This window comes from Variovorax boronicumulans, assembly GCF_019352895.1.
GTDB lineage: Bacteria > Pseudomonadota > Gammaproteobacteria > Burkholderiales > Burkholderiaceae_C > Variovorax > Variovorax boronicumulans_A.
In genome coordinates this window covers 39,000-52,784 of the sequence record NZ_JAAAFX010000014.1, presented here as the reverse complement: position 1 = coordinate 52,784, position 13,785 = coordinate 39,000, and the positions used below count along the sequence as shown (strand labels likewise).

Genomic DNA, 13,785 nt, shown 5'->3' with positions numbered 1-13,785 from the left:
TGCGGCAGCCACGGCCCGCCCGACCATAATTCCCCGAACGGTTAGTTAGAACACACAGCAGCACATGGCCTCCTCTCCTTCAAAGCCCGCCAAGCCCGCCGCAGCGCCGCGCGCGCGCGACGCCGACAAGTCGCAACTCTCGATCCTGACCGCCGCGCTGGAGGAGTTTGCACAGAGCGGCTTCGCCGGGGCGCGGGTCGACCGCATCGCCGAGCAGGCCGGCGTCAACAAGCGCCTCATCTACTACTACTTCGGCAACAAGGACGACCTTTTCCTGGCCGTGCTCGAGCGCACCTACGCCGACATCCGTTCGGCCGAACAGGCGCTGCACCTCGACGCGATGGACCCGGTCGAGGCGGTGCGCCAGCTGGTGTCGTTCACCTGGCACTACTACCTCGAGCATCCCGAGTTCATCACCCTGCTCAACAGCGAGAACCTGCACCAGGCGGTGCACCTGAAGCAATCGGCACGCATCCAGGAGATGAACTCGCCACTGGTCCAAATGCTGGCCGACGTGCTCGAGCGCGGCCGGCGCGACGAACTGTTCCGCGACGGCGTGGACCCGATCCAGCTCTACATCTCGATCGCCTCGATCTGCTACTTCTACCTCTCGAACAACGCCACGCTGTCGGCGATCTTCGGGCGCGACCTGCGCGCCCCCAAGGCGCTCGCGCAGCGCCTCTCGCACATGACCGAAATGGTGCTGGGCTACGTCCTGCGCTGACCGGTGCCTGACTCTCCGTGCTTACCCTTGGTGTCGTTGACACGGCCCCTGCGCGCACCAACAATTCACCGTTTGGTTACTTAGCTGCGCGGTCGGTTTGACGCGCGCGTCATTCCCGGAGACTTCGCTCGATGATTCGCAGGCTTCTTCTGCTCCCGGCCCTGCGCCCGTTCTTTCTCATCGTCGTGCTGCTGGTGCTCTGGGACCTCGCCATCCGGCTGTTCAAGATCCCGGCCTATCTGGTGCCGCCGCCGCTGGAAGTGGTCAAGCAGCTGATCGCCGAATGGCCGCGGCTGCTGGCTGAGAGCTGGAAGACCACGCTGGCCACGCTGGGCGGCTTCGGGCTCACGATCGTCATCGGCATCCCGATGGCGATGGTCATCGCCTACTCGCGGCTGGTCGAGTCGTATGTCTATCCACTGCTGGTGTTCTCGCAGAGCATCCCCAAGGTCGCGATCGCACCGCTGTTCGTGGTGTGGTTCGGCTTCGGCATCTTTCCCAAGGTCATCTCGGCCTTCCTGCTGGGCTTCTTCCCGGTGGTGGTGTCGACGGTGATGGGCTTCAAGTCGGTCGAGCCCGACATGCTGGACCTGGCGCGCTCGATGGGCGCGAGCCGCCTGCAGACCTTCTTCAAGATCAGCCTGCCGCAGGCCCTGCCCGCGATCTTCAGCGGCCTCAAGGTGTCGGTCACGCTGGCCGTGGTCGGCGCGGTGGTCGGCGAGTTCGTCGGCTCCAACTCGGGCATCGGCTACGTGCTGCAGGTGGCCAACGGCAACTTCGACCTGCCCCTGATGTTCGCGGCCCTGGTGGTGCTGTCGAGCATCGGCGTGATCCTGTTCGTCGCCGTCGACCTGGTCGAGCGCCTGATGATTCCCTGGCACGCCTCGCAACGCCCGGCGCAGTGATTTCCCCGCAAGACAACCAGCAGACAAACCCAACGGAGACCACACCATGAAGAACACCCGCTTCCCCGCATTGATCGCCACCGCCGCGGCGCTGGTGGTGGCCATGGCGCCCGCGCAGGCGCAGACCAAGGCGCCCGAGAAGGTGACCCTGATGCTCAACTGGTACCTCTACAGCGAGCACGCGCCTTTCTTCCTCGGCAAGGAAAAGGGCTTCTATGCCGAGGAAGGCATCGACCTCGACATCCAGGAAGGCCGCGGCTCGGCCGTGACCGCGCAGGCCGTGGCCGCCAAGTCGGCGACCTTCGGCTACATCGACGTCACGACCATGATCAAGGCGGCCGCCAAGGGCGCGCCGCTGAAGTCGACCGGCGTGCTGTTCCAGGTCAGCCCGATGTCGGTGATGGGCTTCACCGAGAAGAACATCAAGACGCCGAAGGACATCATCGGCAAGACCGTGGCCGTCACGCCCGGCGACTCGATGTCGCAGATGTGGCCGCTGTTCCTCAAGATGAACGACATCAAGGCCGACCAGGTGAAGATCGTCTCGGGCGACGGCCAGACCAAGCTCAATGCGGTGATGAACGGCCAGGCCGACCTGCTGCTGGGCTACGTGATGGACCAGGCCATCAAGCTGCAGGACGCCACCGGCAAGCCGGTCACGCCGATCCGCTTCGCCGACTCCGGCGTGAACCAGATCAGCTCCGGCATCATCACCAACAAGGCCTTCCTGGCCGAGAACGGCGACCTCGTGAAGCGCTTCATGCGTGCCTCGACCAAGGCCGCCGAAGCCGCCGAGAAGAGCCCCGAGGCCGCGGTCGATGCGATGCTCAAGGCCAACCCCAAGGCCGGTGTGCGCGACACGCTGATCGTCGGCATGAAGCAGAGCGTGGCGCTCTATCACACCAAGGAAACGGCCAACCAGCGCCCCTTCCGCGTGACCATGAAGAACGTCAACGACTCGCTCGACCTGCTGGTGCAGTACGGCGGCATGGACGCATCGACGCGCGGCAAGCCCGAAGACTACGTCACCCTCGACTACCTCCCCACGAACTGAGCGCTCGCTGCCTGCTGCCCATGTCCTCTGAAGTCCTGATCGAAGCCCGCGGCGTCACCAAGGTCTACCAGACCAAGGATGGCCCGGTCGAGTCGCTGAAGCCGCTCGACTTCGCCATCCGCAAGGGCGAGTTCGTCTCGGTCGTCGGCCCCTCGGGCTGCGGCAAGAGCACGCTGCTCAAGATGGTGGCGGGCCTGCTGCCGATCACCGGCGGCGCGCTCACCCTGTCGGGCAAGCCGATCAAGGGCGCGCAGAAGGACGTGGGCATCGTGTTCCAGAGCGCCGTGCTGCTGGCCTGGCGCACCGTGCTCGACAACATCCTGCTGCAGGCCGAGATGCGCCACCTGCCCATGGGCCCGGCGCGCGCGCGCGCGGCCGAGCTGATCGCGATGGCCGGGCTCAAGGGCTTCGAGGGCAAGTACCCGTGGCAGCTGTCGGGCGGCATGCAGCAGCGCGCATCGATCTGCCGCGCCCTGCTGCACGACCCGAGCGTGCTGCTGATGGACGAGCCCTTCGGCGCGCTCGACGCGATGACGCGCGAGAAGATGAACCTCGAGCTGCGCCGCATCGTCGGCGCCTCGGGCAAGACGGTGATTCTGATCACGCACAGCATTCCAGAGGCGGTCTATCTGTCGGACCGCGTGATCGTGATGAGCGAGCGCCCGGGCTCGATCGCGGCGGTCTACGACATCGACCTGCCGAAGGAACGCCCGCTGGACATCATGGGCTCGGCCGAATTCGGCAGCTACGCCAAGACCATCCGCGCGCACTTCTTCTCCGAGGGCATCCTCGACCACTGACCCACGGCGGGGCCACGCACGCGCCGGCCCGCCGCGATGGCGCGCACCGCGCCGGAGACACACCATGGCCCTCGCCGCGCCCCGCTTCCACATCGAACACATCGCCTTCTCGGAGCGCGACGTGACGCTTCGGTTGCCCTTCCGCTTCGGCGCCGTGACGGTCACGGCCTGCCCGCAGGTCTACGTGCGTGCGCGCATCCGCTTCGAGGACGGCCGCACCAGCGAGGGCTGTTCGGCCGAGATGATGATCCCGAAGTGGTTCGACAAGAACCCGGCGCTGTCGAACGCGCAGAACTTCGAGCAGCTGCGCCAGGCCCTGCGCAACGCGCGCGAGGCCTACACCGCGCCCGGCCCCGCACAGGGCGCCTGGGACCATTTCGCCGAGCACTACGACGACGTGCTGGCCACGGGGCTGCGCCAGGGCCTGCTCCCGCTGGTGGCCAGCTACGGGCCGGCACTGATCGACCGGGCGGTGCTCGATGCGCTGTGCCTGCACCTGGGCTGCAGTTTTGCCGAAGCGATGGCCATGAACGCCGCGGGCATCGACCTTGCGCGCCATGACCTGGCCCCGGACCTGGCGGACTTCGACCTGCCGTCCTTCCTCGCACGGCAGCGGCCGCGCACGCGCATCGCCGCGCGCCACACGGTGGGCCTGGCCGATGCGATCCGCGACGGTGACCTGCCCGCCGACCAGCTGCCCACCGACGGCCTGCCGACCTCGCTCGAGGCCGCCATCGCGCGCTACGGCCACCGGCACTTCAAGCTCAAGCTGTCGGGCGACACGCCGGCCGACCTGCAGCGGCTGGGCCGCATCGCCGAAGTGATCGAGGGCCGCGCCGAACTCGTCACGCTCGACGGCAACGAGCAGTACGCCGACGCGGCCGCCTTCGCCGATTTCCTCGATGCCTTCCTGGCCGCGCCGGCCTTGCGCGGGCTGGTCGAACGCACGGTCTTCATCGAGCAACCCATCGCACGCGCGCATGCGCTGGACCACGCCATGCATGCGACGGTCGAGCGCATGCCGCTCCTGATCGACGAATCCGACGCCACGCTCGACAGCTTCCAGCAGGCGCGCGCGCTGGGCTACACCGGCGTCTCGAGCAAGAGCTGCAAGGGCTTCTACAAGTCGATCGTCAATGCCGCGCGCTGCGCGCAGGGCCGCGCCAGGGGCGAGGCGCTGTTCCTGTCGGGCGAAGACCTGACGATGCAGGCCGGCATCGGGCTGCAGCAGGACCTGGCGCTGGTCGGCTGGCTCGGGCTCGACCACGTCGAGCGCAACGGCCACCACTACGTGAACGGCATGGCGGCGCTGCCCGGCGACGAACAGGCCACGCTGCTGGCGCTGCACCCCGCGCTCTACGCGCACAGCGAGGGCGCGGCGCGCCTGCGCATCGTCGACGGGCAGATCGACCTGGCCTCGCTGGCCGCGCCCGGCTTCGGCACCGGCCGTGCCGGCGCGGGCGTGCGCTGGGACGCGATGCGCAGCCTCTGAGCGCGGCAGCACCCCGCCTCAAACATCGGGTAATCCCTGAGCCAGACCCTGCGCGCGCGGATTGACCCGCGGCCCATCAAGCTGGAAAATTCACCTCAATTCACCAATTGGTGAATTAGCCGGTTCCCCAGCACCCGGAGGGGTGCGTCAGATAAATCAAACGGAGACTTTCATGACCCCCTTTGCCCGCATCGCCGCGGCCGCCTCGCTGGCGTGCCTCACTGTGCTGACCGCCTCCGGCGCCGCCGCCCAGGGCGCCTACCCGAACAAGCCGATCCGCGTGATCGTGCCCTTCGCGGCCGGCAGCACCACCGACATCATTGCGCGCGCCATCACCGACAAGATGGGCCAGAGCATGGGCCAGACGCTGGTGGTGGACAACCGCGGCGGCGCCAGCGGCACCATCGGCCAGCAGGCCGTGGCCACGGCCGCGCCCGACGGCTACACGATCATGTTGCACTCGTCCTCGCACACGGTGAGCCCGTCGACCTTCGCCAAGCTGCCCTTCGACACGCTGGGCGACTTCGCCGGCATCACGCCGGTCGCAACGCTGCCCAACGCGCTGGTGATCTCGCCGTCGAAGAACATCAAGACGCTCAAGGAACTGGTGGCCGCCGCCAAGGCCAAGCCCGGCACCATCAACTACGCCTCGGCCGGCCAGGGCAGCGCCACGCACCTGAACGCCGAGAAGTTCAAGATGGCCGCCGCCATCGACGCCACCAACATCCCGTTCAAGGGCTCGGCCGACGCCGTGACCGAGGTGCTGTCGGGCCGTGTCGACTACTACTTCTCGCCCATCGCGCCGGTGATCGGCCAGATCAGGGAAGGCCACCTGGTCGCACTGGCCGTGGGCTCGCCCAAGCGCGCCGCCGCGCTGCCCGACGTGCCGACCACCGCCGAGGCCGGCGTGCCCGGCTCGGAATTCAACTTCTGGATCGGGATGATGGCGCCCGCCAAGACGCCGCGCGAGATCGTCAACCGCCTGCACGACGAGGTCGTGAAGGCACTCGCCACGCCGGAGGTCAAGGACCGCTTCCTGAAGCTCGGCGCCGACGCCTGGACGCTCACGCCCCAGCAGTTCGACGCCTACATCAAGGACGAAATCGTCAGCAACGCCAAGCTGGTGAAGGCCGCCGGCCTGTCGCCCGCACCGTAAGAAGAACACCCCCGCATACCCACTCCCCCAGCAAGCAAGCAGAGAAACCATGGCTACACAACGACTCGGACTCATCATGCACGGCGTCACCGGACGCATGGGCATGAACCAGCACCTGATCCGCTCCATCTGCGCGATCCGCGCCCAGGGCGGCGTCACGCTCTCCAACGGCGACAAGGTCATGCCCGACCCGATCCTGATCGGCCGCAACGCCGAGAAGATGGAAGCACTCGCCAAGAAGCACGGCATCGCACGCTGGGGCACCGACCTCGACAAGGCGCTCGAGAACCCCGACGACACCATCTTCTTCGACGCCGGCACCACGCAAATGCGCCCCACGCTGCTGGCCAAGGCCATCCGCGCCGGCAAGCACGTCTACTGCGAGAAGCCGATCGCGACCAACCTCAACGAAGCCGTCGAGATCGCCCGCCTGGCCGAAGGCTCGGGCCTCAAGCACGGCGCGGTGCAGGACAAGCTGTTCCTGCCCGGCCTGCGCAAGCTCGACATGCTGCGCCGCGCGGGCTTCTTCGGCCGCATGCTGAGCGTGCGCCTGGAGTTCGGCTACTGGGTGTTCGAAGGCGACCTGCAGCCCATCCAGCGCCCGAGCTGGAACTACCGCAAGGAAGACGGCGGCGGCATGATCCTGGACATGATGTGCCACTGGCGCTACGTGCTGGACAACCTGTTCGGCGAAGTGAAGTCGGTGTCGTGCATCGGCGCCACCCACATCCCCACCCGCTGGGACGAAGAAGGCAAGCCCTACCAGGCCACCGCCGACGACGCGGCCTATGCGACCTGCGAACTGACCGGCCACAACGGCGAACCCGTCATCGCACAGCTCAACATGAGCTGGGCCACGCGCGTGCGCCGCGACGACCTCGTGACCTTCCACGTCGACGGCACCGACGGCTCGGCCGTGGCCGGCCTGTCGAGCTGCCGCGCCCAGTCGCGCGTGGCCACGCCGCGCCCGGTATGGAACCCCGACGAGAAGCAGACCATGAACTTCTTCGACCAGTGGCAGGAGATCCCGGACTCGCAGGTCTACGACAACGGTTTCAAGATCCAGTGGGAACACTTCATCCGCCACGTGGTCGAGAACGAGCCCTACAAGTGGACGCTGCCCGAAGGCGCCAAGGGTGTGCAGCTGGTCGAGGCCGCACTGGAATCGTGGCAGGACCGCCGCTGGGTCGACGTGCCCGCGCTGAAGGTCTGAGCGCCATGGCCCTCTCGATCACCCTTCCCACCGCCGGCGGCACGCTGGCGCCCTACGCCCTGCGCGGCCAGGTGCTGGCCAAGCCCGAGGCGGGCCTGAAGTTCAACCGCATCGCCTACTCGGCGGCGCACGTGGTGGCCGATCCGCTGGCGCAGGTCGACCCGTGGCTGCAGGCCGCGGTCGACTGGGACACCACCATCGCCTACCGCCGTCACCTGTTCTCGCTGGGCCTGGGTGTGGCCGAGGCCATGGACACGGCGCAGCGCGGCATGGGCCTGGACTGGCCCACCTCGCTGGAACTGATCCGCCGCTCGCTCGACGCGGCCAAGGATGTGCCCGGCGCACTGGTGGCCTCGGGCTGCGGCACCGATCACCTCAACATCGACGAGGTGAAGAGCGTCGACGACGTGATCCGCGGCTACGAAGAGCAGATGGCCGCGATCGAAAAGCTCGGTGGCAAGCTGATCGTGATGGCCAGCCGCGCGCTGGCCCGCGTGGCGACGGGCCCGGCCGATTACGAGCGCGTGTACGACCGCATCCTGAGCCAGGCGAAGCAGCCGGTGGTGCTGCACTGGCTGGGCGACATGTTCGACCCGGCGCTGGCCGGCTACTGGGGCACGAAGGACATCGACGCCGCCATGGACACGGCGCTGGGCATCATCGCCGCGCACCCGGACAAGGTCGACGGCATCAAGATCTCCCTGCTCGACAAGGACAAGGAGATCTCGATGCGCCGCCGCCTGCCCTCGGGCGTGCGCATGTACACCGGCGACGACTTCAACTACGCCGAGCTGATCGCCGGCGACGGCTTCGGCGAGGAGGTGATGCACGGCCAGAGCGATGCGCTGCTGGGCATCTTCGACGCCATCGCGCCGGCCGCGAGCACCGCGCTCGGCGCACTGGCCAAGGGCGACAGCGCGACCTTTCATGCCCTGCTCGGCCCGACGGTGCCGCTGTCGCGCCACATCTTCGCTGCGCCCACGCGCTTCTACAAGACCGGCGTGGTGTTCATGGCCTGGCTCAACGGCCACCAGAAGCACTTCACGATGGTCGGCGGCCAGCAGAGCACGCGTTCGCTGCAGCACTTCGCCGAGCTGTTCCGCCTGGCCGATGCGGCCAGCGTGCTGGAGAAGCCCGAGCTGGCGGTGCAGCGCATGAAGACGCTGCTGGCGCTGCACGGCGTGGAATGAGCACGACGATGCGCGACTTCTCGTCCAACCACGACTGGCTCTCGATCAACACCGCCACGGTGCGCAAGCAGTCGGGCGCCGAGGTGCCGCTCGACCGCATCATCGACCAGTGCGCCGAGCGCGGCATCCGCGCGATCAGCCCCTGGCGCGACCAGGTCGCGGCCGTCGGCCTCGACCAGATCGCGCGCCAGTTGAAGGCGCACGACATCGGCCTCTCGGGCTACTGCCGCGGCGGCTTTTTCCCGGCCGCCGACGTGGCGGGCCTGAAGGCCGCGCTGGACGACAACCGGCGCGCCATCGACGAAGCCAAGACGCTGAACGCACCGTGCGTGGTGCTGGTGGTCGGCGCGCTGCCCGGCGCGCTCGAGGGCAAGCCGGCCTACACCGACATCGCGCGCGCGCGCGGCGAGGTGCGCGACGGCATCGCCGCCGCGCTGGAATACGCGCGCGAGGTCGGCATGCCGCTGGCCATCGAGCCGCTGCACCCCATGCAGGCGGCCGACCGCGCCTGCATCAACACGCTCGAACATGCGCTCGACCTCTGCGACGAACTCGACGCGGCCAGGAGCGGGATGCTGGGCGTGGCACTCGACGTCTACCACGTGTGGTGGGACCCGAAGCTGCAGCAGCAGATCGCGCGCGCGGGCCGCGAGCGCCTGCTGGCCTACCACGTGTGCGACTGGCGCCTCCCCACGCGCGACCTGCTGAGCGACCGCGGGATGATGGGCGACGGCGTGATCGAGCTCAGGAAGATCCGCGGCTGGGTCGAGGCCGCAGGCTTCGCGGGCTTCAGCGAAGTGGAGATCTTCTCGAACCTCGACTGGTGGCAACGCACGGGCAGCGAGACGCTGGACGTCTGCATCGAGCGGCACCGCAGCGTGGTCTGAGCGGGCCGGGCGCCTGCGGCACGCACGCAGGCGCCCGCGCTTCGGAGGCTGGCGACCGGGCCGCGGCAGCTCGGTGAACGCGCCGCGCGGGCGTGGTCGTTAAAGTCCCCCTCCATGAATTTTCGTCAAATCGAAGTGTTCCGGGCCATCATGGCCACCGGTTCGGTGAGCGATGCGGCCCGCCTGCTGCACGTCTCGGTGCCCGCCATCAGCCGCGTGCTCTCGCACACCGAGACCCAGCTCAACTTCCCGCTGTTCATCCGCATCAAGGGGCGGCTGTCGCCCACCGCCGAGGCACGCCGGCTCTACCACGAGGTCGAGGACGTCTACCAGGGCGTGCAGCGCATCAGCGACCTCACGCACGAACTCATGGCCCGCCGTTCGGGCCTGGTCAGCGTGGTGTCGAGCCCCGGCATCGGCCACATGCTGGTGCCGATGGCCATTGCGCACTACCACCAGGCCAACCCCGAGACCCGCGTGCATTTCAAGTGCCTCAACCAGGACCTGCTGCGCGAGCGCCTGTTGAGCCGGCACTTCGACCTGGGCATCTCGCTGGAAGCGGTGGACCACCCCAACCTCAGCAGCCAGCCGATCGCACGCTGCCGCATCGTGTGCATCTGCCCGCGCACGCATCCGCTGGCAGCGCGCAACGCGGTCGGTGCCGAAGACCTGCTGCCCTACGACCTGATGTCGTACCCGCGGGGCACCCCCTTCGGCGAGCTGGTGCGCAACTTCTTCGCACCGCTCGACGAAGCGCCACGCATGACGCTGGAAGTCGGCTCGCCGCAGAACGCCTGCGCGCTCACGCATCTCGGCGCGGGCATCGCGCTGGTCGACGAGTTCTCGCTGCAGGCCTGGCCCGACGCACGCTTTCGCATCCTGCCGGTCGAAGGGCTGGAGCCGCTGGTGGCGCACCTGGTCCACCTGCGCACCGACCCGCTCTCGCCGGCCGCCGAAGCCTTCGTGCGGACCCTGCGCAGCGTGCTGATGCAGCGTGGTCTTGCGGCGCCGAAACCGCAGGACAGCTGATCGCCCGTTGGGGGCGCCCACCAAGGGAATGCCCCAATAGCATGCACGCCGCACTTCGGATGGGCACTTTCCACACCCTGCACCGCCCTGGCGCGAGGTGTTAACGCACGCGCAACGACGCCGCACAAAGCATCAATCGACGCGGCCTTTCTCCCTCGAAATAATTCACCGCATCGCCGGAGCACACGATTCCGGTGCCGGTCGCCTGGTGGCCACGCGCCATCCGGTCTGCGATTTTTTCTGGAGAAATGCTCATGTCCCGTCACCTGAAGTTCCTGCTCGCGCCCCTGGCCTTCGCTTGCGCCATCGGCACCGCCGTCGCCCAGACCACACCGCTGCGCACCGGCATCGACCCCAACTTCCCGCCGCACGCCTTTCCGAAGCTGAGCGGCGGCTTCCAGGGCTTCAACGTCGAGCTGGGTGAGGAGATCGCACGCCGCCTGGGACGCAAGATCGAGATCGAGGGCGCGCAGTACTCGGCGCTGATCCCCGCGCTCAATGCGGGCAAGTTCGACTTCCTGATGGCGCCCACCACCGTGTCGCCCGAGCGCGCGAAGTCGGTGCTGTTCACCGAGGGCTACCTGGAGAACAACTTCACGCTGGTCATGAAGAAGGACCGCAACGACATCCAGCGCCTCGAGGACCTCAAGGGCAAGACCATCGCCGTCAACAAGGGTTCGGGCCCCGAGGAATGGGCGCGCAACAACCAGGCGCAGTACGGCTACGAGATCGCCGTCTACGGCACCAACGCCGACGCGGTGCAGGCCGTGATCTCCGGGCGCGGCGACGCCAACCTGGCCGGCGTCACGCCCTCGGCCTGGGCCGCCAAGAGCACGCCGGCCATCAAGACCACCTTCACCATCAAGACCGGTTCGGTCTGGGCCATCCCCTTCCGCCTCGACGACAAGGCCGGGCGTGACCAGGTGAGCAATGTGCTCAAGTGCATGAAGCTCGACGGCTCGCTGCAGAAGATGCACACCAAGTGGTTCGGCGCCGCGCCGGCCGCCGACTCGGCCACCGTCGTCTCGCCGGCCGGCCACGGCATCCCGGGCCTGTTCGGCTACGAGGCCACCACCGCCAAGCCGGTCTGCCAGTAAGCGCCGCGCGCCACCCTGCCCCATTCCCACCGATGAACACCGTGACGTCTTCCTCGCTCCTGCAAGTCCGCGACCTGCACAAATCCTATGGCAGCGTCCCCGTGCTCAACGGCATCGACCTCGATGTGCAGGCCGGCGAACTGGTCTCGGTGATCGGCCCGTCGGGCTCGGGCAAGAGCACGCTGCTGCGTTGCTGCAACCGCATGGAGGACGCGACCCGCGGCGAGGTGCGCGTCGAAGGGCACGACATCTATGCGCCGGGCGCCAACCTGAACCGCCTGCGCGAACGCGTCGGCATGGTGTTCCAGGCCTTCAACCTCTACCCGCACCTCGACGTGCTGGGCAACGTGACGCTGGCGCTGCGCAAGGTGAAGAAGATGGCGCGCGACGCCGCCGAGCACACCGCCATGGAAGCGCTCGCGCGCGTCGGCATGGAGCACAAGGCGCGCGTGCGCCCGACGCAGCTCTCGGGCGGCCAGCAGCAGCGCGTGGGCATCGCGCGCTCGATCGCATTGAAGCCGGCGCTGGTGCTGTTCGACGAACCGACCAGCGCGCTCGACCCCGAAATGGTGGGCGGCGTGCTGCAGGTGATGCGCGAACTGCGCACCGACGGCATGACCATGGTGGTGGTGACGCACGAGATGGGCTTCGCCAAGGCCGCCTCCGACCGGGTGGTGTTCATGGACGGCGGCGCGATCGTCGAGCAGGGCTCGCCGGCCCAGGTGTTCGATGCGCCGACGCATGCGCGCACCGCGGCCTTCATCGCCAGCATCGGCAGCCGCGCGCTCTGAGCGCCCCAACGGGAACGCCGCATGCAGTTCGACAAGCTCGCCTTCACCTTCTTCAACGGCGACATCGCCGCACGCTACCTGCCCCAGATCCTCGACGGCGCACGCGTGACCATCGAGCTGGGCCTGGCGGTGATCGCCGCCGGCCTGGCGCTGGGCATGCTGCTGGCCTACCTGCGCAGCCTGCCGGTGCGCGGGCTGCCGCTGCTGGTGTCGACGCTGGTCGACATCTTCCGCGCGCTGCCACCGCTGGTGCTCATCATCCTGCTGTACTTCGCGCTGCCCTTCCTGGGGCTGTCGCTGGGGGCCTTCGCGTCGACCTGGCTGGCGCTGACGCTGGTGCTCGCGGCCTTCTCCGAAGAGGTGTTCTGGGCCGGCATCGAGGCGCAGCCGCGCGGCGTGATGGAGGCCGCGCGCTCCACCGGCCTGACCCACACGCAGGCCATGGTGCACGTGCTGCTGCCGCAGTCCTGCCGCCTGATGGTGGCGCCGCTGACCAACCGCGTGATCGCCATCACCAAGGGCACGGCCTACGGCTCGGTGGCCGGGCTCAACGAGATCCTGAACCAGGCCACCTCGGCCACCAGCTTCGCGGGCAACCCCACGCCGCTGATGCTGGGCGCGCTGGGCTACCTCGTGATCTTCCTGCCCGTGGTGATCGCCGGGCGCTACATCGAACGACGCTACGGCGCGGGTCGTCACTGAAGCCGCCGAACGGAGCCTCTCATGGAACTCATCCTCCAATACTTCTTCAACCTCGACGTGGTGCGCGAAGTCACGCCCTACGTGCTGCAGGGCCTGCTCAACACGCTGCTGCTGTCGGTGTGGGTGATCCCGCTCGGGATGGGCGCCGGCATGGTGCTGGCGGTGACCGGCTTCGTGGTCCGCAACCGGCTGGTGCGCGCGCTGCTGGTGATCTACATCGATTTCTTCCGCGCGTTTCCGCCGCTGGTGCTGCTGATTTTCCTGTACACCGGCCTGCCCTACCTCGGCCTGGAGCTCTCGCCCATGGCCTGCGTGGCGCTGGGCTTCATGCTGAACAACTCGAGCTACTTCGGCGAGATCCTGCGCGCCGGCCTCGAGTCGGTGCCGCGCGGCCAGCGCGAGGCGGCGCTGTCGACCGGCATGGGCCGGGTCGGCAGCCTGGTGTACGTCGAGATTCCGCAGGCGGTGCGCAACGTGTTCCCCGACCTGGTGAGCAACATGATCGAAGTGGTGAAGCTCACCACCATCGCCAGCGTGGTGTCGGTGCCCGAGATGCTCTATGCCGCGCGCTCCGCGCAATCGATGCTCTACAACCCCACGCCCATCGTGCTGGCCGCGCTGATCTACCTGGCGCTGCTGTGGCCGCTGGTCGTGCTGCTGGGCCGCCTGGAAAAACGCCAGCGCCGCGCCCAGCCCCGGGCCGCATGACGCGGCCCGCCCTCCCCCGAACAACCACCCACGCTAA

The 13,785-nt window shown here is 68.1% G+C and carries 15 protein-coding genes; 14 read left to right on the top strand and 1 reads right to left on the bottom strand.

Going from position 1 to position 13,785, the window contains the following annotated elements; genetic code table 11:
* Positions 1–64: 64 nt before the first annotated feature.
* The 10 genes from K0H49_RS26590 (at position 65) to K0H49_RS26545 (ending at position 10,450) form a co-directional block, all read left to right on the top strand.
* Positions 65–724, top strand: coding sequence for a TetR/AcrR family transcriptional regulator (locus K0H49_RS26590; RefSeq protein WP_219219321.1), 660 nt, complete (start codon positions 65–67; stop codon positions 722–724).
* A gap of 131 nt (positions 725–855) precedes the next feature.
* The gene (locus K0H49_RS26585; RefSeq protein WP_219219319.1) at positions 856–1,629 is read left to right on the top strand and encodes an ABC transporter permease; all 774 of its coding nucleotides are present in this window, start codon (positions 856–858) and stop codon (positions 1,627–1,629) included.
* Between the two features lie 46 nt (positions 1,630–1,675).
* Positions 1,676–2,683, top strand: coding sequence for an ABC transporter substrate-binding protein (locus K0H49_RS26580; protein ID WP_219219317.1), 1,008 nt, complete (start codon positions 1,676–1,678; stop codon positions 2,681–2,683).
* A 20-nt stretch (positions 2,684–2,703) separates the two neighbouring features.
* Positions 2,704–3,483, top strand: a complete 780-nt coding sequence (locus K0H49_RS26575) for an ABC transporter ATP-binding protein (protein ID WP_219219315.1) — start codon at positions 2,704–2,706, stop codon at positions 3,481–3,483.
* Between the two features lie 64 nt (positions 3,484–3,547).
* Positions 3,548–4,975, top strand: coding sequence for an enolase C-terminal domain-like protein (locus K0H49_RS26570; RefSeq protein WP_219219314.1), 1,428 nt, complete (start codon positions 3,548–3,550; stop codon positions 4,973–4,975).
* 172 nt (positions 4,976–5,147) lie between these two features.
* A complete protein-coding gene (locus K0H49_RS26565) occupies positions 5,148–6,131 on the top strand; it encodes a tripartite tricarboxylate transporter substrate binding protein (RefSeq protein WP_219219312.1) in 984 nt (327 codons plus the stop codon).
* 49 nt (positions 6,132–6,180) lie between these two features.
* Positions 6,181–7,344, top strand: a complete 1,164-nt coding sequence (locus tag K0H49_RS26560; protein WP_183027167.1) for a Gfo/Idh/MocA family protein — start codon at positions 6,181–6,183, stop codon at positions 7,342–7,344.
* 5 nt (positions 7,345–7,349) lie between these two features.
* Positions 7,350–8,534 carry a dihydrodipicolinate synthase family protein gene (locus K0H49_RS26555; protein WP_219219310.1) on the top strand — a complete coding sequence of 395 codons (1,185 nt, stop codon included), beginning with the start codon at positions 7,350–7,352 and terminating at the stop codon, positions 8,532–8,534.
* Positions 8,535–8,542: 8 nt separating this feature from the next.
* Positions 8,543–9,421, top strand: a complete 879-nt coding sequence (locus tag K0H49_RS26550) for a sugar phosphate isomerase/epimerase family protein (protein WP_219220349.1) — start codon at positions 8,543–8,545, stop codon at positions 9,419–9,421.
* 114 nt (positions 9,422–9,535) lie between these two features.
* Positions 9,536–10,450: a LysR family transcriptional regulator gene (locus K0H49_RS26545; RefSeq protein ID WP_219219308.1), complete on the top strand. Its 915-nt coding sequence runs from the start codon at positions 9,536–9,538 to the stop codon at positions 10,448–10,450.
* A gap of 100 nt (positions 10,451–10,550) precedes the next feature.
* On the opposite strand, the gene K0H49_RS26540 is transcribed toward K0H49_RS26545, so the two are convergent.
* Positions 10,551–10,706, bottom strand: a complete 156-nt coding sequence (locus tag K0H49_RS26540; protein ID WP_219219306.1) for a hypothetical protein — start codon at positions 10,704–10,706, stop codon at positions 10,551–10,553.
* Between K0H49_RS26540 and K0H49_RS26535 the strand changes: the two genes are divergently transcribed.
* Genes K0H49_RS26535 through K0H49_RS26520 form a run of 4 tightly spaced genes read left to right on the top strand, consistent with a single transcriptional unit; the run spans position 10,705 to position 13,748 of the window.
* Positions 10,705–11,547 (top strand): transporter substrate-binding domain-containing protein, encoded by an 843-nt coding sequence (locus K0H49_RS26535; protein WP_257625231.1) that lies wholly within the window; start codon positions 10,705–10,707, stop codon positions 11,545–11,547. The genes K0H49_RS26540 and K0H49_RS26535 overlap by 2 nt on opposite strands.
* Positions 11,548–11,579: 32 nt before the next feature.
* Entirely contained in the window at positions 11,580–12,338 is a 759-nt protein-coding gene (locus K0H49_RS26530; RefSeq protein WP_219219302.1) for an amino acid ABC transporter ATP-binding protein, read from the top strand.
* Between the two features lie 21 nt (positions 12,339–12,359).
* Positions 12,360–13,040, top strand: coding sequence for an amino acid ABC transporter permease (locus tag K0H49_RS26525; protein ID WP_219219300.1), 681 nt, complete (start codon positions 12,360–12,362; stop codon positions 13,038–13,040).
* 21 nt (positions 13,041–13,061) lie between these two features.
* Positions 13,062–13,748: an amino acid ABC transporter permease gene (locus K0H49_RS26520; RefSeq protein ID WP_219219299.1), complete on the top strand. Its 687-nt coding sequence runs from the start codon at positions 13,062–13,064 to the stop codon at positions 13,746–13,748.
* The last annotated feature ends 37 nt before the right edge of the window (positions 13,749–13,785 follow it).

What these genes read in the sequence shown, in the direction of transcription:
- K0H49_RS26590 (WP_219219321.1), top strand. Translation starts at nt 65, where the DNA reads ATGGCCTCCTCTCCTTCAAAGCCCGCCAAGCCCGCCGCAGCGCCGCGC.
- K0H49_RS26585 (WP_219219319.1), top strand. Translation starts at nt 856, where the DNA reads ATGATTCGCAGGCTTCTTCTGCTCCCGGCCCTGCGCCCGTTCTTTCTC.
- K0H49_RS26580 (WP_219219317.1), top strand. Translation starts at nt 1,676, where the DNA reads ATGAAGAACACCCGCTTCCCCGCATTGATCGCCACCGCCGCGGCGCTG.
- K0H49_RS26575 (WP_219219315.1), top strand. Translation starts at nt 2,704, where the DNA reads ATGTCCTCTGAAGTCCTGATCGAAGCCCGCGGCGTCACCAAGGTCTAC.
- K0H49_RS26570 (WP_219219314.1), top strand. Translation starts at nt 3,548, where the DNA reads ATGGCCCTCGCCGCGCCCCGCTTCCACATCGAACACATCGCCTTCTCG.
- K0H49_RS26565 (WP_219219312.1), top strand. Translation starts at nt 5,148, where the DNA reads ATGACCCCCTTTGCCCGCATCGCCGCGGCCGCCTCGCTGGCGTGCCTC.
- K0H49_RS26560 (WP_183027167.1), top strand. Translation starts at nt 6,181, where the DNA reads ATGGCTACACAACGACTCGGACTCATCATGCACGGCGTCACCGGACGC.
- K0H49_RS26555 (WP_219219310.1), top strand. Translation starts at nt 7,350, where the DNA reads ATGGCCCTCTCGATCACCCTTCCCACCGCCGGCGGCACGCTGGCGCCC.
- K0H49_RS26550 (WP_219220349.1), top strand. Translation starts at nt 8,543, where the DNA reads ATGCGCGACTTCTCGTCCAACCACGACTGGCTCTCGATCAACACCGCC.
- K0H49_RS26545 (WP_219219308.1), top strand. Translation starts at nt 9,536, where the DNA reads ATGAATTTTCGTCAAATCGAAGTGTTCCGGGCCATCATGGCCACCGGT.
- K0H49_RS26535 (WP_257625231.1), top strand. Translation starts at nt 10,705, where the DNA reads ATGTCCCGTCACCTGAAGTTCCTGCTCGCGCCCCTGGCCTTCGCTTGC.
- K0H49_RS26540 (WP_219219306.1), bottom strand. Translation starts at nt 10,706, where the DNA reads ATGAGCATTTCTCCAGAAAAAATCGCAGACCGGATGGCGCGTGGCCAC.
- K0H49_RS26530 (WP_219219302.1), top strand. Translation starts at nt 11,580, where the DNA reads ATGAACACCGTGACGTCTTCCTCGCTCCTGCAAGTCCGCGACCTGCAC.
- K0H49_RS26525 (WP_219219300.1), top strand. Translation starts at nt 12,360, where the DNA reads ATGCAGTTCGACAAGCTCGCCTTCACCTTCTTCAACGGCGACATCGCC.
- K0H49_RS26520 (WP_219219299.1), top strand. Translation starts at nt 13,062, where the DNA reads ATGGAACTCATCCTCCAATACTTCTTCAACCTCGACGTGGTGCGCGAA.